Raw genomic sequence first — 26,180 nt, 5'->3', positions numbered from 1 at the left:
TGATACTCCTCATCCTTTAGCGAATCCGTGTAGACCAATCTTTTAATACCCTGTCGAGCTCCTTGATTGAAATAGGCTTGGAGATGAAATCCTGCATTCCGGCACTCAAACACATCTCTTTATCTTCATTTCTGGCAAAGGCAGTAGCAGCAATAATAATTGGATACAGCCCCAGCTTCTCGCGTATAATCCCTGTTGCCTCGATCCCATCCATAATCGGCATCTGAACATCCATAAATATGAGATCATAATCCTTGGCCAGCACAGCGCGAACCGCTTCCTCGCCATTGATTGCAATGTCTGGTACATATCCCCTCTTCTTTAGATAAGCCTGCATCAGTTGCTGATTCACTGGATGATCTTCAGCGATGAGAATGGACATGGGTCCATATTCCCCCTTAACATCCCCTTTGGCTTTAGGGTTATCGCTTTTGCCTACATCCGACGAAGGGTAAAGTGCAACCTTCTGATTCCATTCCTCTTTCGGCAATGAGACCTCCACCGTGAAATAGAACTCTGAGCCATGCTCCTCACAACTTCTTACACCAATTGTTCCTCCGAGCAGCTCCACCAGCTTTTTGCTAATGGCTAATCCAAGTCCGGTTCCGCCGTATTTACGATTGATGGAAGGATGCAATTGCGAGAACGATTGAAACAATAACCCTTGACTGGCAACTGGAATCCCCAGCCCCGTGTCTTTAACCATGAATTTAACAATAATATTTCCTGATTTTTGCGAAGCTTCCAGACTGGCAGAAATACTGATTTCACCATTTTCCGTAAATTTCACCGCATTCCCAACCAGGTTTACGAGAATTTGGCGTAATCTCGACTCATCCGTCACAATGACAAATGGAAGATCTGCTGCAATATCGATAGACAATAATAAGCCTTTCTCTTTGACCTTCGGATAAAATAGCTCGCTAACATTCTGTATCACTTCACGCAAATCCACCATTTGTAGTTCTAATGTCATCATGCCTGCTTCGATTTTGCTGAAATCGAGTACTTCATTCAAAATATGAAGCAATGCTTCCCCGCTACTGTTAATGATTTGTGTGTAGTAGCTCTGCTCTTCATCCAGCTCTGTACCCGAAAGTAAGTCGGCCATTCCGATAATACCGTTCATCGGTGTACGCAGCTCATGACTCATGATCGCTAGAAACTCCGATTTCGCCCGATCTGCTTCCTCAGCAGACTCCTTCGCTCGCACAATCTCCTTTTCTTCGGTAATATCTCGGAAAACGACTACAGCACCGATTCGCTCTTCGCCATCAAAAAGTGGTGTCATGCGATATCTGACCAAAAAGCTGGAGCCATCCCGCCTCCAAAATACACCCTCCTTCTCTTCGAAAGAGAGATTATTGAAATGCGAAGGTATCAGTGTCTTCTGAATGCCTAAAAAAGGCTCATTATCCAGCCAAGTCTGATGAATCGCATGGAATTTGCTGTTCATCCATTCCGTTGGATCATATCCCAGCATAGTAATCGCCGCAGGGTTGATGAACATCGTATCACCTTCAAGGTTCATGCCAAATATACCTTCAGATACCGAATTCAATATTAGAGCATGCTCGTTACTTAACTTCTCTATTTCTTCAAAATGCCGCGCCCGTTCCGCAATGTCCCGGGTTACACACACCAGTTCTTGTCCTCCAAAGGTTTCCGAGTAAATATAGCGTAGTGTTGTCTCCGTCCAAATGTAGGTCCCATCTTTGCACAGAAACCGGAAGGATACAGGTTCGAGCTTTTTGCCTTCCATACAACTGTTAAGATAGGATACTACCTTCTCCTTGTCCTCAGGATGTATGTAATCTATACCTCTGGTTTCGTACATTTCTTCCGGTGTATACCCGAACATCGTCTGGCAAATCGGTGATGCATACAGATAGGTGAGGTGTCCGTCCGCTGTATTTCGTGAAATAAAATCCATTGAATTTTCCGACAGGAGTCGATAATTCTGCTCACTATCACGCATCTGTTCCTCCATTCGATGACGTTCAGTCACATCCTGGGCAATCCCGCTGATCTGTAGCACTCTTCCTTCTTCATCCTTAATCACTTCCCAGTGCACATCCAAAAACTTTAATATTCCATCCGCACTCTTAATTCGAACCATAGCTTCACCATTCGTTCCAATGGCTAAAGAATGACGAACTAGCTTTTTAAGTATGATTAAATCATTTGGCTCAATGCAGGAAAGGACACGTTTATAATCAAAATAGGAATGAATGCTGTCATCCAGTGAAAAACCAAAAATATTGCGCATCTCTCTAGAAACCGTCAATCGTGCTTTTGTCGCATCCCATTCCCAAGATCCCATTTTCGCAAGATATTGGGCTTTCGCCAGCATATCCTCATATTTCTTACGCTGTGTAATATCGCGGCCGATGGTTAAAATCTGCTTGATTTCCCCCTGCTCATCACGAACTACCTGCGAACTGCTCTCGATCCACAAATAATGTCCGTCCTTATGCCGGGCTCTACGTGTATACACATCCGTATCAGAATAGAGCTTTCCGTGTTGAGTCATCTCTAAGGCATCATCTACGTGATAATACTCCGGTCTTTTTGTACCAATCATTTCATGTGCCGGATATCCTAGCAGCAACTCTACTGAAGGAGACACGTAGTGCAACGTACCGTCAGGGTCGCCAAAAGAAATCATATCCGGTGTATTTTGGATGATCAAATTATATAAATGCTGATCTTTCTGAATCTTATCTTCGGCAAGCCTTCGGTCTGTGATATCCGTTAGTTCCGAAATCAAGACAAGAGGTTCACTAGCATTCTCCTTAAGAATTAGAAATATATGTTGTGCTACCCAGATCATCTCGCCACCCTTACATAAGAACCGTCTTTCTAACTCAATTGCGGTCCCAGGATCTGCTAAGAGCTTGTTCAGGATAACGTTATGATCATCATTAGTCTTATCGTCTGGATAAATTAGATCTAAATAATGTAGATTCAAAAGCTCTTCTTCAGAGTAACCAAGCATATGGCAAAGTGCTGGATTGGATTGAATCAAGGTCCCTTCCTTGGGAGAGACTACAGCAACCCCTATAGAAGACCGTAAGTATAGTTGCTTAAAAAGAAATTCAGACACCTGTGCAGCCTCCTCTTTTGAGATGGGGACAAACTTTATTACAATTTCGTAATCTATTCCAGTATACCTTTTTTTCGGTAATTAAGCTTGATAGCTGAGTCCTAAATGATAGGCCGGTGAAAAGCAATGAGATTGCGCATTATCGTCATAGACCAAAAAAATAAACAACAAGTCCCGAGTAATCAGGAAACCTGCTGTTTATACATATCACAAGAATAAGGACTATTCTCTTATTAAATTCTCTTGTTGAAGCTTTTTAATTTTCTTACGGATAGGTGCGCCAGCTCTTAAAAAAACAAGTCCTAAAAGAATTAAAAGCCCGCCTAGAATAACATTTACCAAACTAATGCTGCTGGATGAAGTGAAATAATTCGTTAGCCCAATGAGAATGTTCGCTAAACCAAGAATGAACTCTAACCATATAACAGAATTCCATAGCGTGTTAATTCGCTTAAAGTGTTTTATTTTGGATTCCAGATCCGTGTAAATATCAAAAGCACCTTCAGAAGACTTCTTTCTAAGATAGATCCAACGTCCAAAGCTGCTAACACATTCTACTCCATTCTCCTCTAAAAACCTGATGTAAGCGATGCTCTCCGGATGAGTAGGCACATTATCTAAAAGCTCAATCCTATACGTATACTCATTCTTAGGCGTTTCAGTAAACACATATTTGCACCATGTGTAGTTTGTAAGGGCCAGCCCTTTGGCAGATATTTCATTCAGCCACTGTTCTTCCTTCTCAAAATCCCAAAACATTTTGCGAACCACATGTATCATTTGGACTCACCTCCAGCTATTCTCTTCCCATTGGCAATCAGCTCTTCCAACCGGATAAGCTCCCCCTGAATCACCGTCTTACCTAATTCCGTAATTTCGTACTCCTTTCTTCGGGAGCCCTCTTCCCCTTCCACAGATCTTATCCAGTTTTTCTCCAGCAGGGTGTTGATAGCTCCGTATAAAGTGCCCGCTCCGAGATCCACTCGACCATTACTTAAATCCTTCACATTCTGCATAATCGCGTATCCGTGCATTGCGGTATATAGAGACAATAAAATGTAAAACACTGCTTCCGTTAAGGCTCCTCTTTCTGAGCTTTCAGGCATGATTCCATCTCCATTCTATTACTGCTAGCGATATATCGTTTACCGTAATACTATTATTACGGAAGCCGATATAATTGTCAATACAAAAATACCCAATTTATGTATTTCGTTAAGATTATTACCGCAAAAAAACGCCTACGGCATATGCTATAGACGCTTCATAATCGTTCTCTTTATTTGTTTAGCTGGGGAGACTAGGAATGCAATTCCATCAACTTGGATCTACTCCATCTAATTAAATCTATTCCTTCTACTTCGCAAGGGGTGTAGCGGACTGAGAAGCCTACATTTGCTAAAAAACAGAGGCTTCCGCATGCATTCGGACCCAGTTGCAGCTATTCACCCAAATGTACCCCTTTTATACGCAGTTGAAGGCCAATAAGAGCGATACGATCCGTAGCTTCAGAAATAAAAATAGGCTTATACAACTGCCCAAGAGCAATTGTATAAGCCTATTTAGTGATGCGGTCGAGAGGACTCGAACCTCCACGATATTGCTACCACACGGACCTGAACCGTGCGCGTCTGCCAATTCCGCCACGACCGCACATTATGTACACCAGTGAAATAATCACTGTATTTAATACTATACTCCTTTTTTAGATAAAAAGCAATATATTTATTTGCGTATTGTGTAATACGACTAATAGTACGTTAAATTGAAACATATCACTATAGGAATAACCAATCAGTGTTATTCACTTTATATATTTCTCTTATAAGTTGTCAGTATGGTACAACATAGTTAAAGAATCTAGTGCATCAGAAGTGTCAATCTAAACCAGAAAGGATGAATACGTATGAACCAGCAGTGGAACACCGGAACCTACGATACTGACATGGCCTTTGTGTCTAAGTTTGGGGCATCTTTGATTGAGCTTTTGCGCCCCCAGCTTGGCGAACAGATTATAGATTGGGGTTGCGGAACTGGCGACTTAGCGGTAACCATTGCTGCTAGCGGCGCTACTGTAACAGGGATTGATGCCTCTGCTGAAATGATTCAGACTGCCCGTGACAAGCATCCCCAGCTAAGATTCATTTTAGCAGATGGGCAAAGCTATGTCGCGGAACAGCCAGTCGATGCTGTGTTCAGCAATGCTACTCTACACTGGTTAACCGACGCGAACGGAGCTGCCGCATCAATCGCTGCTAGCTTACGAACAGGCGGACGTTTTGTCGCTGAGTTCGGAGGGCTGGGCAATATCGCTTCCATCGTTACTGAACTTCCAAACGCTTTTGCCGCTATAGGGTGTAGCGGTAAGCTTCAGCTGCCTTGGTACTTTCCAAGCATCGGACAATATACAACACTACTAGAACAGCATGGGCTAACTGTAGACCTCGCCCTTTGTTTCAACCGTCCAACACCATTAGAGGCTGGAGAGCAAGGGTTCCAGCGCTGGTTGAACACTTTTGCTAATGGAATCCTAAGTGTCCTCACACCCCCTGAACGAGAAGAAGTCCTCTCTTATATGGAACAGAAACTGAAGCCAACGTTATTTCAGGATAACCGCTGGGTGATGGATTATCGTAGAATGCGGGTTGTCGCTTACAAACGAGTCTAACACTGAATGCGATTTTTCCTATGTCACAAAAAAAAGAGTGTACTGACGCAGCTTCCGCGCCAATGCACTCTTTTTAAAATTTCAATAAATGATTATCTTCTATCTCCCACATATCGATCGCTACCAGCGCCAAGTCCGACAACCAGGAGTACTACGCTTGCAGCAAGCAATAAAATCAGCGGCATCGTCCAGCTATTCGTCACATCATGCAGCCATCCGAATAAAGCCGGTCCCATGGCAGCAAGTACATAACCTACAGATTGAGCCATTCCTGACAGCTCCGCTGCTTCTCGAGTACTTCTGGTCCGTAGACTGAAGAACATCATCACAAGACCGAAGGAAAAACCTCCGGCAATACCAAAGCATATCGCCCATACAGCCATTAAGGCACTGCTGCCCAGCCAGATCCCACCTATTCCGATGAAATACAGAACAGCAGTGATTATTACTAGAATACGTTGATTCTTCATCCGACCTGCCCACAGCGGCACGAAGAAAGTAAACGGCAGCTGCGCCATTTGCATCAGCGATAGTAACCAGCCTGCATGGCTTGATGACATCCCTCGCTCCCCAAGGAGAACAGAAAACCAAGCAATAAAGACATAATAGAGCAGTGACTGTAAGCCCATAAAAATCGTTACTTTCCAAGCCAGCGAAGAACGCCACATATTACCGCTAGAGACCGAATTACTCGCGCCAGTCCCTTGATCAAGCTTGCGCATTTGCGGAATCCAGAACAACGTTGCTAGCGCAGCAATCATAAACCATATGGCCAAAGTCCCTCTCCAGCCAAATCCAGTATTACTGGCTAGCGGCACACTAATTCCTGAAGCGACTGCTGCGCATAAATTCATAGATACGGTATAGACACCTGTCATTAATCCGATTTTGTGGGGAAACTTCCCTTTAATAAGTCCCGGAAGCAACACATTACATACTGCAATAGATAGCCCGAGTATTGCCGTACCTGTGAACAACAGACCTACTCCAGATCCCGACCGGATTAAAATCCCCATAGCCAGCATAACCATGGCAATTACTAACACATTAGCCAAACCGAAGCGGCGGGCTAGCTTTGGAGCAAACGGGGACAAGATGGCAAAAGCCAACAATGGTAGAGTGGTAATAGCTCCTGCTGAAGTATTCGATAAGCCTAAATCATCCTGAATCATTTGAACCAATGGACCGACAGATGTAAAAGGCGCTCTAAGTGCCGCTGCGATAAAAACAATTCCCAGCACTAGCAGCCAGCGATCATATTTAGTATCCGTTAAGCCTTTATTCTGAATAATTCCTTCTCGTTGTGATGCTTTCATCCTGTATCCTCCTAAATTACAACAAGCATAACCATCTTCGACCTCCCTATAAGGACGGTAAGTGACTAAGCTAGAAATATAAAAATATTTATTACATGGCATTAAGAACTATCTTCCACTATTATTATAAAAGTTACAACCCTTAAGTAATTTTATATCCAAATTATTGACAAAACCGAACGACATCTTTAGTATCCATATAATCAGGACAATTGAGAATCAATTTCAATAGAACTCATACATAATTTTATAGAAAAGAGTGAACAGAATGCTTCAAAGGTTTTTTTCCTACTATCGTCCATATAAAAAACTATTTATATTGGACTTCTCCTGCGCTGTTTTTGCAGGTCTGCTAGAACTAGCATTCCCGGTAGCTGTCAATAAATTTATTGATGATTTGCTCCCGGGTCAAGATTGGCCGCTTATTCTTATTGCTTGTGTCGCACTTCTAGCTATTTACGCCTTGAATACGGTAATGCAATATGTCGTTACTTACTGGGGGCACATGCTTGGTATTAACATCGAAACCGATATGCGTAAAAAAATGTTTGATCACATCCAGAAACTATCCTTCCGATTCTTCGATAATAATAAAACAGGTCACCTAATCGGACGTATCACCAACGACTTAAATGATATCGGCGAGGTGGCGCATCACGGTCCTGAGGATGTGTTTATCGCCATCATGACACTCGTTGGAGCCTTTATCCTAATGGCTGATATTAATCTGAAGCTAGCAATTATTACTTTTATTATCGTTCCAATTATGGCTTGGGTGATCATCTACTTCGGACGTAACATGACTTCCACCTACCGCCAGCTTTTTGGAAATGTAGGTAGTTTCAATGCCCGTATCGAAGATAATGTCGGCGGAATCCGGGTTGTGCAATCATTTGCCAATGAGCAGCATGAACAAGAGCTATTCGCAGTAGATAATCAAATGTTCCGTAAAACTAAGCTTCTCGCTTATAAAATTATGGCCAAAAGCTTGTCCGTCAGCTATATGATGACCCGCCTTATTACGATCCTTGTGATGATCAGCGGGGCGTGGTTCTTCATCAATGGCGAGCTCCAAATCGGTGAATTTGTAGCATTTATTCTATTATCCAATGTCTTCTTCCGTCCCATCGAGAAGATTAATGCCGTTATCGAGAGTTATCCAAAAGGAATAGCCGGCTTTAAACGTTATCTTGAGATTATCGACACGGAACCTGATATCAGCGACAAGCCAGATGCAGTTGAGGTAAGTACTTTGCGCGGAGATATCACGTTCCAGGATGTCTTTTTCGGATACGACGAGGACCGTCCGGTTCTGCAAAATATTAGTTTGCAAGTAAAGGCTGGCGAAACGATTGCCTTTGTCGGACCTTCTGGTGCCGGCAAAACCACTATTTGCAGCCTGCTCCCTCGTTTCTATGATGTTACAGGTGGAGCTATCACCATTGATGGCATCGATATCCGTGACATGAAGCTGGAGTCATTGCGTAAGCAGATCGGGATTGTGCAGCAGGATGTGTTCTTGTTCTCTGGTACGATTCGCGAGAATATCGCTTACGGAAAGCTCGATGCGAAGCTGCCTGAAATCTGGGAAGCAGCTCGGCGTGCCCATCTGGAGGATCTCATTCAGAATCTGCCAGAAGGCATGGATACGGTGATCGGAGAGCGTGGTGTGAAGCTGTCCGGCGGACAGAAGCAGCGCCTAGCGATCGCCCGCATGTTCCTGAAGAATCCACCGATTCTGATTCTGGATGAAGCTACTTCTGCGCTTGACACTGAAACGGAAGCAGCGATTCAGCAATCGCTGGCGGATCTGTCCGTGGGCAGAACCACACTCGTCATCGCCCACCGATTGACGACTATAAAGAACGCTGACCGGATCATGGTCGTAAATGAAGAAGGCATCGCCGAGCAAGGCCGCCATGAAGAGTTAGTCCATGCCGGTGGTATCTACAGCCGGCTGCATCTGGCGCAGTATAAAGTATAGGGAGGTTCTATCTAGCTCCCTAGCAAAATGAAGCAATCCTAGTCCCACATTGTTGGAGACTAGGATTGCTTTGTAGTGTACATATCCTCTTGTGAGTATAAGGTGCTGCATTGGACATCCCGGGAGTTAAGGAGTTAGGAAGTGATTTGGCTAAAATGTGACAAGGAGTAAAGGTTCTATAGAGGAGGAGTAATCTTATGGAACATGGGGATAGAATTAGGGATTAGGGAATTCCTCCCCAATTCCATAGATAATATTGCTCCAACCTTAACAATTAGGGAATTCCTCCCCTTAATTTCACCCAATTTGCTCAAATCAGTGGATTTCAGGTGATTTTTAGGGAGAAATTCCCTAAAAAGCTATAAATCCAGCGAATATCGGCTATTTTTAGGGAGGATTTCCCTAATATCAAAGACAATACAAATCTAAACCGTCACTCAAACACAACCTAGTTTCATTTATGCCCAAATCGCATTTCCATATTTTATGTACAGATATTAATCAACTTCTGGTTTTTCTTTCGATAATATCATTACCAACAATAATATTATTAGTATCAGTTGGATACCTAAGTAGCTAACAGGTAAAAGATAACTAAGCTCTATCTGAGGAATATCAAATTCAATGAATCCAGGATTCTCAGATTTTTTCCCTTGGTATTCTTTTAAATAAAATAGAATTCTCATACTAGGTAAAGTGCTGATGAGTAACCATGCAATGTTGTACCTAAGCTTCCTCGTCTGTAAAGCCATCTTGCAAGACATATATGTAAGAAATATTGGCGCTGAATACATTAAGAACATCTGCCTTACCATTTCTTCATTCCATTCCTCTGTATTCAGCTTCAATAAATAGATAGTAATAAAATGCAAAAATACAACCATTAGAACTTGCAAAATCGCTTGAATTCTAACGTTCTTAAATTCACTTTTCACTATACCACCTCTTATTTAGTAACAGTTCTGAATACCGATAGATTAATCCTCTATTTTGAACCCGTTAAAAAATAAAGAAAGAAGGAGCCGCGTAAAGAACACGACTCCCTCTTAATATAAACCGCCTCAATAGCGGCACTTATGAATGGTGATCCGCGATAAATCGCTATTCACGTACTTATTTCTTCGCAATATGCACTTTAAGCTGCTTACCCTTCACGGTCGTCTCTCTCATCGCTTGCAATACCATTGCACCTTTACCGTTCAAAATATCCACGTAGGTCACATTGTCCTGAATCGAGATTATACCGATATCTTCTGCAGATATACCCTCAAGCTTCGCGATTGTGCCGACAAAGTCCACGGCTCTTAGCTTCTTTTTCTTGCCACCGTTGAAGTACAGCTTCATGATCTCTTTGTTCAAGCTCTCGCTTTTGTCCTTCTTGCGGACAGGCTGCTTGTTAATCTTCTGCTCAAACGCTTCCTTCGCGTAAGCAACGGCATCATCCGAGGGAGCTTTCATAGGTGGGAGGCTGAAGCCAATATAGCCTTCGATTTCCTTCACCCATTTTTGCTCATTCGGAGTGACGAAAGTGATTGCTTTACCTGTCTTACCTGCACGAGCCGTTCTGCCTGTACGATGCACGTAGCTTTCTTTTTCCAGCGGAATATCGTAATTAATCACGTGAGTGATGTTCTCGATATCAATACCTCTAGCCGCTACATCTGTAGCGATTAGATAACGGAACTGCCCTCTTTTAAAAGCATTCATGACCTCAAAACGCTCGTCCTGCTCCATCCCCCCGTGGATCTTATCACAAGGATATTCCAGATCAGCCAACCCTCTAAATACCGCATTCACCTGTTCTTGTGTACGGCAAAAGATAATACAGCTGTCCGGATTCTCCACCGTAATAATATCGCTCAACAGCGAGAATTTGGCAGCTTGTCTCACTTCGATCAACGCATGTTCAATTGTAGCGGTTGTAATTCCACTTGCTTGAATCTCAATTTCCGTTGGATCGCTCATATATTTCCGGCACAAATTCTTAATCACTTCCGGTAATGTAGCGGAGAAAACACAAGTCACTCGTTCTTGGGGCAGCTGCTTGATGATCTTTTCGATCTGCTCAATGAACCCCATGCTCAGCATTTCGTCTGCTTCGTCGATGATCAAATACTTGATCCGATTTAGCGGAAGCGTACCTCTTTCAATATGGTCGAACACACGTCCAGGCGTCCCTACGACAACATGTGTTTTTTGGGTAAGTTCAATTTTTTGTGGAGCAAAAGGCTGCTTACCAAAAAGAGCCACGGCCTTAACCCGTTTAAATCGTCCAATGTTGGTGATATCCTCTTTCACTTGCATGGCAAGCTCCCGAGTAGGCGTTAGAATCAAAGCCTGCGGCTTATTCTCCACCCAATCCACCAAATCACAGACCGGGATTCCGTAAGCTGCCGTCTTTCCACTACCCGTTTGCGATTTAACGATCAGATCCTTTTGCTGAAGAGCTACAGGGATCACTTTGCTTTGAACTTCTGTTGGCGTCTCATATTTTAGGACATCCAGCGCTTTAATAATGTCTTCGTTTAACTCATAATCTCTAAATTGCAATTCACTCATCGTTCAACCTCTTCTATGCCGATTGTTCTGGTTAAAGCGGAAACTCCGCGATCCTTCATCTTGTGCATACTTATCATTATAACAGCTATTGGCTCCCTTGATTCCATTCCTTATAGAACTGGTCCAGAAAATTAAGCATGAAATCATGCCGTTCTTCTGCTAACTTGCGTCCATAGGCTGTATTCATCAGGAATTTTAACTTTAATAACTTCTCATAAAAATGATTGATAGCCGTTCCTTTGCTGTAATCCCTGTACTCCTTTTGAAGCGATTCCTCTCTTGGAGACACTCCCGGATCATAAGCTGGACGACCTTTCGCCCCTGAGAAAATAAAGGTTCTGGCAATGCCAATCGCACCAAGCGCATCAAGTCGATCGGCATCTTGGACCACTTGGCCTTCAAGCGTCTGCATCGGTTCTCCACCGCCACCACTAAAGGACATCGTCTCAATAATCATCATAATATGATTAATTTGTTCCTCATCTGTAAGGTTTGAAGAAAGCCAAGTACGCACTTTAAGCAAACCTTCTTCTTTAGACGGATTAAGCTTCTCGTCAGCAACATCATGCAGCAAGGCGGCCATCGTGCAGACAAATACATCTGCGCTCTCGATCTTGGCAATTTCAGCGGCGGTGTTGCGCACTCTATCGGAATGCCACCAGTCATGACCCGTAGTGTCTTGTCCAAGTTGTTCTTTAACAAAATCTTCGGTCCGAGCTATAATTAAAGATTCATTCATCGTAGAAAAACTCCCTTTCCTTAAGGAATATCGAAGCCCTATTATAGCTGATAACTGGTCTTTTCGCCCACAAGAAATCGAAGCTATTATAAATTGTTACTTGCATGACTCCAAATGATCCGCTATAATCGGCAGTAATCAAAATTTCGAAGGGAATTGGTTCTGATGAATACAAATACAATCATGCTGAATCAACTTCATTATTATCACAAACAGCGTTAGCACTCCTGAATTTTTTCAGGGAGGCTAACGCTACTCGCGTTGGCCTCCCTGCGGCATAGATCACGCGCAGGACCAAGAGGTCCTGCGCGTTTTTTTATTTTCTAAACTATGCCAATATAAAAGGAGCTACTAATGATGCAAAACATTAAAGGAACTTATGATTACTTCAGTCAAGAGCAAGCGCTCAGAAAGAACATTCAAAATACGCTGCAGGACTTGTTTGAGCTCTATGATTTTGAATCGATGGATACGACACTATTAAATGAATTGGAGTTACTGACCTCGAAATATGCAGGCGGGGATGAAATTCTCAAAGAAATGTACCAGCTCACGGATCAAGGCAACCGCAAACTGGGGTTACGTTATGATCTGACCATCCCTTTTGCCAAAGTGATCGCTTTAAATCCAGGAATAGAGTTCCCCTTCAAGCGGTATGAGATCGGAAAAGTGTTCCGAGATGGACCTGTGAAACGCGGGCGTCTGCGTGAATTCCTGCAATGTGATGTCGATGTGGTCGGCATTTCCGGCCCTGAGGCTGAAGCAGAGCTGATGCAGCTAGCTACCGAAGCTTTCCGTAAGCTAGGCATCCCTATCATCCTAAAATGGAATAACCGACGTTTTCTCAGTGAGATTCTGGAGTCCATTGGCGTACCTGCTGAAGAGCAACTATCCGTTATGCTTACTCTTGATAAACTTGAAAAAATCAACATTAGCGGAGTCGAGAACGAGTTGATCGCCAAAGGGCTTGAATCTGCAACCATCTCAGCGATTCTAGCACTTATCGAAATGGACAATCCAAGCTTTGAGCAGTTATGCGACAAATACAATCTCACAACACAACCGGGTGCGTCAGAGGTTCTCGTCCTGCAAAATCTAATCCAAGACATCGGACTACAGGAGACTTGCCGCTTCGATCCTTTCTTATCCCGAGGTCTTTCATTCTACACAGGAACAGTTTACGAGATCTTTGATGCATCTGGTTCCTTCGCCTCAAGCTTGGGTGGCGGAGGCAGATATGACGCGATTATCGGACAGCTAGTGGGCAGAGAGGATATTCAATATCCTACGGTGGGGTTGTCTTTTGGTATGGAGTCAATCATGGCACTCTTAGCAGAACGACCTACCCAAGAAAATAGAGCAGCTAATGTTATGGTCATTCCGATTGGTGAGACACTCCCACAAGCTTTGATTGCAGCAGCCGAGCTACGTGCTTGTTCTATAAGAACCACTCTCGTATCCGGAAAAAGAAAATTAAAAAAGCAGCTCGCCACAGCCTCATCCAAAAACATCCGTTACGTTATACTGATCGGCGAGAGCGAATCCAGTGTCGATAAAGTACGTCTGAAGGATATGGAAGAACAAACAGAGGTTATCGTTCCGCTGGATGAAGCTATTTATCTCATCACTAAATAAGGATCATTCTTAAGTACTGCTCAAAAAAAGACCCCGCCGATCACCGGCGGGGCAAGTTATATATTAAGGGAGGTTATACATGTACTATAACCTTGCAAGCTTAATATTTTATGAATGACAGATAAAGATTCCCTTAATCCTTCTTAGATCTTAAACCGATCTACCAGCCCCTGTAGCTCTTTGGCACTTTGGGTATTCTCGTCAGCCACCGTAACTTCATGGAAAGTTTTCTCTACGATATCGGCAGTTTTTACCGCAATATCCTGGATACCGATAGCCCCCTCATTTACTGTAGCAGCCACTTCATTGACTGCAATAGATATACTGGATACCGCCATACTTAGATGATCGGCCGCAGTCTCGAATTGATTCATCAACATATTCACTGTAGTAGCATCTCTATTATATTGCTGACTCACCTCCGTTAAGCGCTCATAATCCCCAAGAACATTCTGGTCTATAAAAGCGAGTAACGCCTCTGAATTTTCCTTCATTAACTCAACAGAAGTGTATACGCCGGAAACGACTCCTTGAATTCCAGCCGCTGTCTCTGACGATTTCTCAGCCAGCTTGCGGATTTCACCAGCTACAACAGCAAATCCTCTACCTGCCTCACCGGCTCTGGCCGCTTCAATCGCTGCATTTAAAGCAAGCAGATTGGTCTGACTAGTAATCGATAGAATCGTATCCGCCAGTACATTAATCTCTGAGATCGCATTCGACTGTTCAATTGCTTTTTCCATATCGATACGAACAGATTCATACACTCGCTTAGCATTATCCGTAGACTCTAACGCCTCATCTTGTAACACCATCGCCCGCTCACTGATCTGTTTGGAAACTTCAGCGCCTTCCTTCACATTACTGGAGATCTCGGACACATTAATATCAATTTCAGTAATCGCTGCCGTCATCTCTTGTGTTGAAGCTGCTGTCTCCTCCATCCCAGCCGATAGCTGCTGTGTAGTTGCTGAATTGTCATGTGCATTCTCTCGAACATCTATGGACAGCTTCTCAAGCGTTTCCGCATTATCTAGCACTTTGCTTGAGATCGTAATTAGACTGCCAGCCATATCACGAAGAATAGCACGTGTGCGGAGCATTGCTTTGGCGATCGTCCCGGTTTCATCCTTGTTTTTCGTCAGATACTCATACTGGGCGTCATACGTCAAATTCAGCTCTGCCGTTCTATTTATCAACTCTGTCAGTTTAACAATCGGTGAAGAGATTTTTTGGGCAAAATATAAAGCAATCAGCAATGCTATAATCAAACTTCCCGCACCTAACACCAGATTAAAGTTTCTCATCTCATTCACTGGCTTCGTAATTTCATCTAAATTAGCAGTTAACCCCAGCAACCAGTTGGTCTCCGGCATAACTGTATAGGCTGATTTTTTATCCACACCATTATATGTATAACTAAGAAGGCTATCTTCTACTTTTTCACCAGATTTCACACGCTTCACAACAGCCATGATTTGGTCATTGGCAACAGGTTGTCCTACCTGCTTCTTATCCGGATGATACAGTGTATTCCCGTTCTCATCGAGAAGATAAGCATACGAGGTCGTTGTATTTACTACTTTTGCATCTGCCAAATACTTAATCATACTATCTGCTGAAACCGCTGAAGCCACATATCCAATCATCTTTCCGTTACTCTTAACTGGATGCACAAAAGCCACCACATAAGCTCCAGTAGATTTCGATTTCAGCGTTTCACTAATTACCGGCGCCGCAGTCTCCATTACTTTCTTCGAATAATTTCTATCACTAAAATCCGTACCTATAAGCTTGATGTCACTGTCAGCCACAGCGATGCCCTTCATATCACTAACAAAAACATGTTCAAGGTTTCCTGCAGCCTCCACGATTTCCTGAAGGCTGATATTCACCTCATTCTGAAGCTTATCCCCTTTGCTAACTCCGCCGTTTCCTGCTTGAAGCAGCAATTCGACAATTTCCGACCTACCGGCAATAAGCTCAATACTTCTCTGCTCTTTCGAAATCATAGACGATATGGTCTGTGCTTTATTCGTATTGACCTGCTTCATTGAATTCTCAGTAAGACTCACAATCGCATGAGTTGACTTCAAATACGTAAATACTCCCATTACCGTTATACATAACAGGGTTACTCCTATCAACATAAATGATAGCTTAAGGCGAATCTTCATACGCTTCTCATCCTTCCGACAACTTGCTCATTCATGAACAAAGCAATTGTAAATAATACAATTACTATCGGATATCATGATAAATTAGTGAATATTGACTAAGCGAAAATACGGAAAATATCAAAAAATGTCGAATTATTGCATATAAATGAAAAAAATCTAGTTCTACAAGTTTGGACACTTTTTATGGAATAGTTAATAAGACCTGTTTTACCGCTGTGATGAAATAGGCTGTTCTGACTGGGAAACTGTATTCACTTGCGTGACTGCACCACCCGTTAAGGCGCTTTTAGTTCTGTTCCGTAAAAATAGACCAGACATTGCGGCGAGTATTTGTTGAAATAACATTCCTGAAATAACAGGGAGTGCAACAGCCGGAGGGAAATATTTTACTGCGAGCACAGCACCCGCGCTTAAATTACGCATGCCGGAATTAAATTGCACAGCCACAGAATCTTCATAGCTAAAGCGGAAACGGCGTGATACCAAGGCTCCGATTACATATCCAAGAACTACCGTTAAGAAAGTTACGCCAATAATAATCGCTAATTTACTATCCGGGTGTTTCAGATAACGAGCAATGCTGGCACCGTTAATAGAAACGACCATAAACAATCCAACCTTTACAAACGGGGAAAGCGGCGGTCCACATACCGTATTCACCTTGCCCTTTGTCCATTGATTCAGAAGCATACCGACCAGCGAAGGAATGACAACCATCCATAGGAGCCCTTTCATCATTTCCCCCAGCTGAATTTCCACACTTGCTCCCATGAGCAAATACAAGGTACCCGGAACGACAATCGGTGATACGAGTGTATCTATCAGAATAAGTGCCAAAGTCAGTGCAATATTCCCTCCATATATGGATACCCACACCACACTAACGACACCCGTAGGGATTGCGAACAACAGTACAAATCCAGTCACAGTGTAGGGATCTTCTGGAAAGACAGCACTTGCAACGAGCCAGCCGATAAGCGGCATCACGATATGGAGAATGATCATCAACACTATCAGCTTCTGTGGTTTCAGCAGTACACCCAGCAGATCCTTGAGATTGGACTTCAAGCTTCCGATCAATGTCATAAAGGCGAAAATCCAAGGAACAAGACCTGTGAACGGTAGCAGTCTGCTTTCATTAAGTACGCCAACCACGATGGCAGTAGGTGTTAATAATGGCATGATTTTTTCGAGTACAACATTGGATTTGTTGAGTCCATTTCTTATATTCGTAAGCATGTGTCGCATACCATATGTATGGATGTCATACATTCCTTATCTGCAAATTTAAGTTGTAACCGCCTCTATAAGCTTACAGAGATCATACAGGACTTTCCATTAATCCACCACACAAAAAGGAACCAATTATTAAAATTGGCTCCTAGAAGTAATTTCTATAGAATCGCTAAACGGTTTAAACACCTTGCGGAAACAATGCGTCCAGTGCTGGGCATGGCAGTTTATCAAGGAACTGAGCCAAAGGCGCGGGCATGTTACTATACAAGTCCTTCAGTGAAGTCCCCTGATAAATGTTTCCGATAATAACCGGGTGGCACAATTCAGAGATCAAAATGTCCCCATTTCCATGTAGATGAAGCTGTTTCTTGCCCTCTATGCAGTGAGGAAAATAAACGCCCGGTTGCTCCTCGAAGCCAAGCGCATCCATAAAGCGGTCCATGCAGGTGAAATACAGGATTGTATCCTCTTTCTTCTGTGCTATCAGTTCACTTACAGCGTTCTTTAATTGTTCGCGGGCAGCAATTGATTTCCAGCCGGTATGATCCATGATAATACTGTTCTGAATCTCATGTGTTCTGACGCCCATAGCATAGACATGATCACTAATTTCCTTCATGTTATCCTGCGTTTCACTGAACAATAGTGTCTCCAGCACCGTATCTACACTTGTGGCAGCGAACAAAGTAATGTTCTCTCTTATTTTCTCATAGATGCTTGGATGAATATTATAATAACGAGAGAACGCATCCGCTGTAGTAAAATTGAAGGAAATATGTATCGTCGTTAATCCGGCAGCGACCAATTGATCAATCCGTTCAGCATTTAAAAGACTACCGTTAGAATTGAGCTGTGTCTGAATCCCTCTGGATGAGCAGTAGTTTACAATCTCTACACAGTCATCGAACTTTAATGTGACCTCGCCACCTGATAAACGCACTCTTTTTAGACCCGGAAGCTCTTCAAGAATCCGGATGACCTCTTTGGCTTTGATACTTTGTCCATCATTTCTATTATAAGCACAACAATAATCGCAGCGAAAATTACAGTTCGAGGTGACTCCTATTTCTAAGCCTTCCAGCTCATAAGTTAGCGGTTTGTCTAATTCCAATGCTTTATATCTCATACTCTAAAGTCCTCCTTTAAAAAATGAATTTGGTTCAAGAGTTCAACCTTAGAGATTATAAAGGTTTATGGCATAGGTTAATGTGAGGTTTATAACAGTCGAATATTTCATCTACTTAGCAATTACTCCAATTGATAACTCTCGTAATGTTTTCCTTCTTCGAAAAACTTACCTCCTGGTGGTATCCAAACACTCTGGTGAATTTTCTTCTCATTTACTACTGAATAAATATAAATCCAACCTTTTTCGTTTTTAAATCTTACTTGTAAATGATAAGGATTATATTGTCTACCTACTTGTCGACTAATTTCCCATTCTTGATTAGGGTATCTCTCCTCCAAATAGTGATTGAGTTGTTCTGTTTTTCGGGATACTTGATAGTCAATCCAGTAGGGGCGAATAGCGAAGGATAATAACAAAAGTACAGTGATTGAAGATACTATAATTAAACTAGGCTTCCTAATCTTATGGGGTAAAAACAAGGCTACTCCAAATAGAATGAGGACAAAAACAACCGAAAATATGATTTCTATTGCTGTAATTGGATGCAAAATAACCCTCCTCAGAATCATGTTGTTCGAAGTCCATGACCCATTTACTGGTCCACACCATTATTTTCCAGTATAATGCTTTATTGTAAGCTAACACAACTCATGCAGAACGCTTGAAAGGAGCCAAAAAATGAGGAGAATCATTCGAAACGCACTCATTATCCTAATATTCATATTTGTTACAGGCTGTACATCTAATGCTGATACGGTTGATACACCGCTGTACTCAGGAAAAGGCCTATCCGTAGGCGTTGTTGGCGAAGTCCCGAAAGTAAGAGAAGATCAGATCCGCTTCACCAGTATTTCCTTTGATGAATTAGAAGATTATACAAAGCTCTCCTCTAATTATGATGCCGTAATAATTATGAAGGAGCATCTGCAAGAAGCGGACGACAACAAGTATGTTAAAGTATATACAAAGGCAGGAATTCCTTTCTTCTTTATTGGAGCTACGAAATCATTTATGCCGTTTGTTCTTGAAGACGTATCGTATGAGCACTCTTCTTTAACAAATTTTAATAATAATATGTATGTCACAGGCTATTTCCATAATGGTGAAAAATTTAGATCTTGGGAATACGGTATTTATAACGACAAAGTAAATGAACCCAATATTAAATCTGTATATTCACAGATGTTCACCACCATCGAGTCCATTAAGAATGGTATGTATAAATAAAACAGGCTGCCAGATGGCAGCCTGTTTCTTTTCATATCACATTTCCTTACAACTCCACCGATTTCCCCATCTCATTCCAGACAGGCTGCCCAATCAAGCCAACGCGCCAGATCGCAATCCCTTTAAGACCATAACGTTTGGCAAGTCCAACCTTAGAATTCACTGAAGTTTCATTCTCACTATAAACGGAAATACCCAGAATCAGCTTATCCTTACTTACTTGCTGAAGTGCAAGCCGGATGCCTTCATCAACTAAACTCATCGGCTCTGGAATTTTTTTCTCTTTCAAATAATCATAAGACATAATGACCAAATCATCTGCTAGGCTGCCTAGCGTCTTGTAATCATAACCTTTATAAGAGCTGTTTAATGGATGAAGGATCACAGTAAGCTTAAGACCTGCTGCGTGTACTTTTTGAGACAGATTCTTCACAAAAGCATTATAATCGGCTTGCACCTTTGCTTTATCTCCTGTTAAACCCAGTCCCTCAAGATCCAGCGTAACTCCTTGAAAGCCCTTTTGTGTAGCCAGATCGACAATTCCTGTAATCGTCTGCTCTTGAAGCACTTTATCTTCCAGGTTCTTCGTCAGCTCGGATGCAGTATCACCCGAAAAGACCATCAGATAAGGCGCTGTGCCCCCTGCTGCTGCATTTGAGATAATAGACTCTGGAGTTACATCCCCAGCAGCTTGGGGCCATCTAAAGTCAGTGCCTGTCGTGGTGAATTGTCCGGTTTTATCAATTCCGCTCCACCCAAAAGCTACAGCATCAAAGCTAGAAAGCAACGAAATTTCGCTGTATGAACTAAGCGCATAGAAACCAAGCTTATACATACCCGTCTTTGGTGAAGTGATTGAGACGGTCTTCGTCGCTTGATCCCATGCTACGCCCGCACCAAACTGCTGGCCGAAGAAGCTAAGCGGAATCATCGTGTTATTGCGGATCGTTTGCGGGGCAACCCCCAGCTTCACAACTTCGCCGTTTACGCCTGCATTTTTGCTACCCAGGGTCAAAGTTACCACTTTAGTACCCGCTGTATCCGTTTTGGTCACGGTAATTTTCTTAAGGGCTTGATTCCACTCTACGTTGATCCCCAATGCTTCAGATATCGCTCGGAATGGGACCATCGTGGTTCCGTTCATCACAACAGGCTCTACTGGAAACGGTAGTGCATAACCATCCAGTACAATACTAACTCCCCCAGCGGAGGCTGCTTGTGTAGTATTTTGGAATACAGCTGTGGTGCCGCCTAGCGAAATCGCCAGACATAAGACTAATTTACCAATCCGTTTGTTCATGACTGTTAAGTCTCCCATCTTCCATGATATGAAGTGTAATCTCTTAAACTCTTTATATGTCTTCTACCATTTTACCAAAGATTATCCAATTGTAAAATTAATAGATTGTCATCTATGAGCTTCGATATTATTTTTCACATCAGAAGAAGTCGACTAAACTACATAAACACGCTCAAAAAAGTCCCCACCGCTCGTTCAACATCTACATCCACAGCAACTTGTATAGGGCTACCCACTTTTGGCTGAGCCCGCAAATCCGCTACGACCATTCCCGATGTAAACTCACCTTTGTGCTCCACACGAACATTCATTTCTTTGTAAGTTACAAGGTCTGGTTGCAGCGCAACCATAAGCGCGAGCGGATCATGCAGCGGTGCACTGTTGATCAAAAAGTTCGCTTCACGGTAGAAATTAAAATAATGAGTAAGCGATTGTTCCATAAACGAAATAATCGCTTTATTTTCTTCACGTCCAAAACGATTTAATAAATCAATATGCTCTTGAGTGATCCGCGTCTTAAGCGTAACGTCTAAACCTACCATCATAACGGGAAGTCCAGATGTAAATACATGATCAGCAGCTTCCGGGTCTCCAGCAATATTCGCTTCCGCAACCGGTGTTCTATTGCCGGGATTGAAGATCGTACCGCCCATCACTACTACTTTTTTCAAAGTATTCTTAATACCAGGGTCCATATCAAGCGCCATCGAGAGGTTGGTTAGATGTGCCAGTGTAACTAATACAATTTCTCCGGGATTCTCATTAGCCATCCGAACAATAAACTCAGATGCAGTTTCGCTAATGGGACGCTGGCTAGATGGTGCAATTTCCACATTACCAATGCCGTTCTCACCATGCACATGAGTGGCGTAACCTGAGTGCTCACGAACGAGTGCCTTGGATGCTCCGATCGCTACAGGAATTTCGTAATCTGGTTTAGCAAGCTCAATCAGTCGCAGTGAATTGTCAGCTGCCTTCTCGACATCAATATTCCCAAAAACAGTTGTAATTCCTTCTACAATTACATTTGGAGCACGCAAGGCATATAGAATTGCTAGTGCGTCGTCAATCCCTGTGTCTGCATCAATAATAATTCGTGTTTTACTCATTTATGTTCTCTCCCATTTGTGCAATGTCGTATGGATTATCATATCACGGCCTATCAGAACGCTCAATTTTATTCATTTGCTGTTCTTTAAAAGTATGAATAAAACTTTCAGGATCACACTCTACTAAATAAGCATATACGCCCTTACTCGTATGTAGATAGAACATACCTCCAGTATCCCCCATTGAGCGATAGGACATATCTAAAATATCTTTTATTGGAAATTCACGATGACGAGTTACAATTCTATCTTTGTACAGATACATTAGCCTATTACACGGAAAACTTCGTTGTTCTCCATCCTTGATTTCCCGCTGTATCTTATAATACGGAAGCTGAGCTACCCATTTCATTTGAAGTCCTCCTGCTTGACGTAATGGACTCCATTTTATTATTCTTTTTACCCTTTTGCAAAATAAAGAAGCTCGACGATTCCCTTAGAAGGAATCATCAAGCTTCAGAAATAGCTGTTATTTCGTTATATAAGCTGCTGCTGCTCGGCAAAAGCGTTCTAACGCTTCAACTAGAATAGATCTAGGACAAGCTAGATTGATCCGCAGATGACCTTGTCCCTCAGTTCCAAAAACAGAACCTTCATTAAAAGCGACTTTAGCCTCTTTGTACATTAACTGTTTAAGCCCATCAATATCCAGATTCAGCCCACGGCAGTCTACCCATAGCAGATAGGTGCCTTGCGGTTGCATCACTTGGACCTGTGGCAAATGCTCCGACAGATAGCTAATCGCATAATCCACATTACCTGAAACGTACTCTAATAGCTCATCCAACCATTCTTCTCCATCATTATAAGCAGCTTGTACTGCATCTTGAGCGAAGAAGCTAGCCATATGTAAGCTCAGTGCTTTCATTTTTTGATCAAACTTAAGTTTCAATTCCGGATTCGAAGACACGATAAAAGAAGATTGAATACCCGGAAGATTGAAGGTTTTAGTCGCGGCAAGGGTGGTAAGGGTAATATTTGCAATTTCTTCTGATAAGGATGCAAAAGGGATATGCTCATAGCCCGGAAGCGCCAAATCACAATGAATCTCATCGGAAATTACAGTCACGCCGTAACGCAGACAGAGTTCACCAAGCTTCAGCAGTTCTTCTCTTTCCCATACTCGACCACCCGGATTATGCGGACTGCATAAGAGCAGCAGCTTTGCTCCGCCTTGCATCAGAACTTCCAATTGCTCATAATCCATCTCAAAGCGTCCATTTCGGATCACAAGCGGATTCTTGGCAACCTTCCGATCATTCATTTTGATGACATCATAGAAAGGATAGTAAACTGGCGACTGTAAAATAACCTCGTCTCCCGGCTCGGTAAACAGCTCAACGGAAAGACTTAAGGAAGTTACAATTCCGGGAGAGTCCGAAATCCATTCCGATTTAATTTCCCAATCATGCCGTCTTCTGAACCACGACGTGATAGCTTCTTTATAAGAGTCACTAGGTACACTGTAACCGTAAACCCCTTGTTCTGCGCGGCGCAGAATCGCTTCCTTCACTGCGGGAGGACTTTCAAAATCCATGTCTGCCACCCAAAGCGGCATAATATCTTTCTCACCAAACAACTTCTCGGACTGGTCCCACTTGTAAGAACGTGTATTACGGCGGTCAATTACGCGATCGAAATCATACTTCAATTAAAGTCACCTCATCCTTATAAACTTGTCCCTTATTGTATCATGAGGAGGAGGATATCGCACTCTGGATAAAAAGAACGCACTTACGAAAGTGCGTCCTCCTTAACTCACATACAGCTATTTTTTATTGCAGCCACTCTTCTAAATGTGCTGCCACAAATTCATCATCCACCAGATGGGGATAGTCCCTGTGCACTCTGTTGATTTCCTCCACTTGTCCCGGTGATAATTGCTCCTCCGGATTTAGACACCATAACCCTTCAAGCAATCCTTGCTGGCGAAGCACCTCATGAATACCCGGGATACAGCCATGAAAATGATGCGCAGGATCAAATATCGCCGCATTGCTATCCGTCACTTCAGCCCCGAGCGTCAGCCAATGGGATGCCAACGAGGGTTCATTTCGGACCTTTTTAATCTCATTAAGCAGCTGTACTGCTTTGCTCGTCCAGACTGCCCAGTGACCGAGTAGGCCGCCGACTATTTTTTTCTCAACGGGCTTGCCGTTCACCATAAATCGGAAGGTCGTGAGCAGATCGCTGACAATATTATCATCATTTCCGGTGTACAGAGCAATTTCTTCGCTACGGCTGGATTCAAGCACAGCTCTGACTACATCCAGCGTCTGATAACGATTGAATGGCGCCATTTTGATGGCGATTACGCCTTCTATTTCAGCGAATGCCTTCCAAAAATCAAAGCTTAGAATTCGTCCTCCCACCGACGGCTGAAGGTAGAAACCAAACACCGGAATCATATCTGCCACTCTGCGTGTTCGTTCCAGCAATTCTTCCTCACTCAAGGTTTGCAGGCCTCCCATGCTGAGCAGTCCCGCTTCATAACCAAAGCTTGCGGCAAGGCGCGCTTCAAGAACAGCCTGCTCCGTCCCACCGCAAATACCCGCTACTTTCATAAATGGACGATCTAACTGGGCACGTTCCACCTCTTCCGCGGCTAGGCGCAACACAGGCTCCAGTAGTCCTACTTCCGGGTTCCTGATCTCGAATTGAGTGGAATGCACGGCAACCGCGATTCCACCCGCCCCGGAAGCAACATAATAACGGGTAAGCGCCCGTTGACGTTGCTCATCCAGCTTGCGCTCTTTAGTTAAGGCGAGAGGATGTGCAGGAATAGCCAATCCATCATGAAGCGCGGCATGTAATTCCGAAGTCAAAGGTACTCTTGTCAGTGTCATTAATATTTGCCCTCCCGCTCCTGAAAATGCGTAGGTTTATTCCAGGTTTCTCCACCTTGTCCTACCCAATCACCAATCCAGTCAATCATTTCAGCCAGCGATACCCTTGGATAGCCGAAGGTAGCAGCGGCTTTTGCCGCGTTACTTAGCAGTGCGGTAGGTGCTTCTTCACCTGTAAAGATCGGCTCTATGCCTAACTTTCGGCCAAATTCATTCGCAGCCCAGCGCAGTGACAATGTCTCTGGTCCGGTAATGTTCATGAAATTAGGCGGTGAACTGCAACGTAGCAATGCTCGCAATGCGATTTCATTCGCATCCCCTTGCCAGATCACATTGGCATGACCCATCGTGATATCAATGGGAAGACCTTCTCTAACCGATCGAGCAAGCTCCAGTAACACACCATACCGCAGATCAATGGCGTAATTCAGCCGATAAATGAACATCGGCGTTCCATTTTTATGAGAGAAATGTTCAAAAATACGCTCCCGTCCCAGACAGGATTGCCCATACTCGCCATTCGCGTTCGGAGAAGTTCTCTCCGTTGCTCCTCCTTGACTGACCGGAGTAAACGGGTAGACATTGCCTGTAGAGAACACAACCATTCGTGAATTATGGAACCGTTCCGCTACACGTCCCGGCAGATAAGCATTCATCATCCAAGTAAAATGTTCATTCCCGGTCGTGCCAAATTTATTTCCGGCCATATAGAGAATATTTTGGGTTTCAGGGAGTGCCTGCAACGCTTTATCGTCAGACAAATCAGCGGAGATAATCTCGACACCAGCCTCTTCGAGTTCTCGTCTCAGCTCTTTATTCGAGAAGCGGGAAACGCCGATGACTTTCTTGTCGATCCCCGCTTGGCGAATCGCATTCATCGCCAGCCTTGCGAGACTGGGTCCCATTTTGCCCCCCACGCCTAGTAGCATAATATCTCCAACGAGCTGGCTAAGTTCCTCAATCAGCGCTGCTGATGGACTAGCCAAGCGATCCTCCAACTCTTGAACGGTTCGCATCATTGAACTCTCCTCTCCGTTGACTCTGGTCTGTCGCTTTTACCACAAGCGACCTATAGATTGGTGTAATTGGAAACGCTGCTTGCTGCAATCGGAAGCCAAAATCGTGTTAATCAAATGCCAAGCTTGC

Annotated in this window: 21 protein-coding genes and 1 tRNA gene; 4 read left to right on the top strand and 18 right to left on the bottom strand. The window is 43.3% G+C overall.

Annotation, left to right across the window (positions count from 1 at the left end; translation table 11 throughout):
* Positions 1-16: 16 nt before the first annotated feature.
* From R50345_RS10195 to R50345_RS10180, 4 genes are all read right to left on the bottom strand, one after another.
* Positions 17-3,106, bottom strand: a complete 3,090-nt coding sequence (locus tag R50345_RS10195; protein WP_231574126.1) for a PAS domain-containing hybrid sensor histidine kinase/response regulator — start codon at positions 3,104-3,106, stop codon at positions 17-19.
* Between the two features lie 222 nt (positions 3,107-3,328).
* Complete coding sequence (locus R50345_RS10190; RefSeq protein ID WP_042126233.1) at positions 3,329-3,886, bottom strand: DUF2812 domain-containing protein; 558 nt, start codon at positions 3,884-3,886, stop codon at positions 3,329-3,331.
* Positions 3,883-4,212, bottom strand: coding sequence for a PadR family transcriptional regulator (locus tag R50345_RS10185; protein ID WP_042126232.1), 330 nt, complete (start codon positions 4,210-4,212; stop codon positions 3,883-3,885). Before R50345_RS10185 ends, R50345_RS10190 begins: the two co-directional genes overlap by 4 nt.
* 463 nt (positions 4,213-4,675) lie before the next feature.
* Positions 4,676-4,759 (bottom strand) — tRNA-Leu (locus R50345_RS10180).
* 253 nt (positions 4,760-5,012) lie between these two features.
* On the opposite strand from R50345_RS10180, the gene R50345_RS10175 reads away from it, so the two are divergent.
* A complete protein-coding gene (locus tag R50345_RS10175; protein ID WP_042126230.1) occupies positions 5,013-5,774 on the top strand; it encodes a class I SAM-dependent methyltransferase in 762 nt (253 codons plus the stop codon).
* 92 nt (positions 5,775-5,866) lie between these two features.
* Here the strand turns inward: R50345_RS10175 and R50345_RS10170 are convergent, their stop codons facing one another.
* A complete protein-coding gene (locus R50345_RS10170; RefSeq protein ID WP_081389908.1) occupies positions 5,867-7,090 on the bottom strand; it encodes a CynX/NimT family MFS transporter in 1,224 nt (407 codons plus the stop codon).
* A gap of 268 nt (positions 7,091-7,358) precedes the next feature.
* On the opposite strand from R50345_RS10170, the gene R50345_RS10165 reads away from it, so the two are divergent.
* On the top strand, positions 7,359-9,074 hold the full coding sequence (locus R50345_RS10165; RefSeq protein ID WP_042126229.1) for an ABC transporter ATP-binding protein: 1,716 nt from the start codon (positions 7,359-7,361) through the stop codon (positions 9,072-9,074).
* A gap of 497 nt (positions 9,075-9,571) precedes the next feature.
* Here the strand turns inward: R50345_RS10165 and R50345_RS10160 are convergent, their stop codons facing one another.
* From R50345_RS10160 to R50345_RS10150, 3 genes are all read right to left on the bottom strand, one after another.
* Entirely contained in the window at positions 9,572-10,009 is a 438-nt protein-coding gene (locus tag R50345_RS10160) for a hypothetical protein (protein ID WP_042126227.1), read from the bottom strand.
* Positions 10,010-10,187: 178 nt separating this feature from the next.
* The gene (locus R50345_RS10155) at positions 10,188-11,633 is read right to left on the bottom strand and encodes a DEAD/DEAH box helicase (protein ID WP_042126225.1); all 1,446 of its coding nucleotides are present in this window, start codon (positions 11,631-11,633) and stop codon (positions 10,188-10,190) included.
* An 85-nt stretch (positions 11,634-11,718) separates the two neighbouring features.
* Entirely contained in the window at positions 11,719-12,372 is a 654-nt protein-coding gene (locus R50345_RS10150; protein WP_042126223.1) for an HD domain-containing protein, read from the bottom strand.
* Between the two features lie 357 nt (positions 12,373-12,729).
* Here R50345_RS10150 and R50345_RS10145 point away from each other — a divergent pair, with 357 nt between their 5' ends.
* Complete coding sequence (locus tag R50345_RS10145; RefSeq protein WP_042126221.1) at positions 12,730-14,007, top strand: histidine--tRNA ligase; 1,278 nt, start codon at positions 12,730-12,732, stop codon at positions 14,005-14,007.
* A gap of 143 nt (positions 14,008-14,150) precedes the next feature.
* Here the strand turns inward: R50345_RS10145 and R50345_RS10140 are convergent, their stop codons facing one another.
* The 4 genes from R50345_RS10140 to R50345_RS10125 all read right to left on the bottom strand — a co-directional run bounded on the left by R50345_RS10140 (position 14,151) and on the right by R50345_RS10125 (position 19,100).
* Complete coding sequence (locus R50345_RS10140) at positions 14,151-16,184, bottom strand: methyl-accepting chemotaxis protein (protein WP_042126220.1); 2,034 nt, start codon at positions 16,182-16,184, stop codon at positions 14,151-14,153.
* Between the two features lie 210 nt (positions 16,185-16,394).
* Complete coding sequence (locus R50345_RS10135; RefSeq protein WP_231574125.1) at positions 16,395-17,435, bottom strand: bile acid:sodium symporter family protein; 1,041 nt, start codon at positions 17,433-17,435, stop codon at positions 16,395-16,397.
* 166 nt (positions 17,436-17,601) lie between these two features.
* Positions 17,602-18,549, bottom strand: a complete 948-nt coding sequence (locus R50345_RS10130; RefSeq protein WP_042126219.1) for a radical SAM protein — start codon at positions 18,547-18,549, stop codon at positions 17,602-17,604.
* 122 nt (positions 18,550-18,671) lie between these two features.
* On the bottom strand, positions 18,672-19,100 hold the full coding sequence (locus R50345_RS10125; RefSeq protein ID WP_042126217.1) for a hypothetical protein: 429 nt from the start codon (positions 19,098-19,100) through the stop codon (positions 18,672-18,674).
* Between the two features lie 130 nt (positions 19,101-19,230).
* On the opposite strand from R50345_RS10125, the gene R50345_RS10120 reads away from it, so the two are divergent.
* The gene (locus tag R50345_RS10120; RefSeq protein WP_042126215.1) at positions 19,231-19,779 is read left to right on the top strand and encodes a hypothetical protein; all 549 of its coding nucleotides are present in this window, start codon (positions 19,231-19,233) and stop codon (positions 19,777-19,779) included.
* 46 nt (positions 19,780-19,825) lie between these two features.
* Here R50345_RS10120 and R50345_RS10115 read toward each other — a convergent pair whose 3' ends face one another.
* From R50345_RS10115 to R50345_RS10090, 6 genes are all read right to left on the bottom strand, one after another.
* Positions 19,826-21,079: a stalk domain-containing protein gene (locus R50345_RS10115; RefSeq protein WP_052414550.1), complete on the bottom strand. Its 1,254-nt coding sequence runs from the start codon at positions 21,077-21,079 to the stop codon at positions 19,826-19,828.
* A 158-nt stretch (positions 21,080-21,237) separates the two neighbouring features.
* The gene (locus R50345_RS10110; protein ID WP_042126214.1) at positions 21,238-22,188 is read right to left on the bottom strand and encodes a nucleoside hydrolase; all 951 of its coding nucleotides are present in this window, start codon (positions 22,186-22,188) and stop codon (positions 21,238-21,240) included.
* 43 nt (positions 22,189-22,231) lie between these two features.
* On the bottom strand, positions 22,232-22,540 hold the full coding sequence (locus R50345_RS10105; RefSeq protein WP_042126212.1) for a hypothetical protein: 309 nt from the start codon (positions 22,538-22,540) through the stop codon (positions 22,232-22,234).
* A gap of 117 nt (positions 22,541-22,657) precedes the next feature.
* A complete protein-coding gene (locus tag R50345_RS10100; RefSeq protein ID WP_042126210.1) occupies positions 22,658-23,839 on the bottom strand; it encodes a MalY/PatB family protein in 1,182 nt (393 codons plus the stop codon).
* A gap of 124 nt (positions 23,840-23,963) precedes the next feature.
* Positions 23,964-25,034 (bottom strand): dihydrodipicolinate synthase family protein, encoded by a 1,071-nt coding sequence (locus R50345_RS10095; protein ID WP_042126208.1) that lies wholly within the window; start codon positions 25,032-25,034, stop codon positions 23,964-23,966.
* Positions 25,034-26,050, bottom strand: coding sequence for an NAD-dependent epimerase/dehydratase family protein (locus R50345_RS10090; protein WP_042126205.1), 1,017 nt, complete (start codon positions 26,048-26,050; stop codon positions 25,034-25,036). The genes R50345_RS10095 and R50345_RS10090 overlap by 1 nt, the downstream gene beginning before the upstream one ends.
* Positions 26,051-26,180: the final 130 nt, after the last annotated feature.

Source organism: Paenibacillus sp. FSL R5-0345 (assembly GCF_000758585.1).
Classification (GTDB): Bacteria; Bacillota; Bacilli; order Paenibacillales; family Paenibacillaceae; genus Paenibacillus_AQ.
This window is presented reverse-complemented; position numbering and strand designations above follow the sequence as displayed.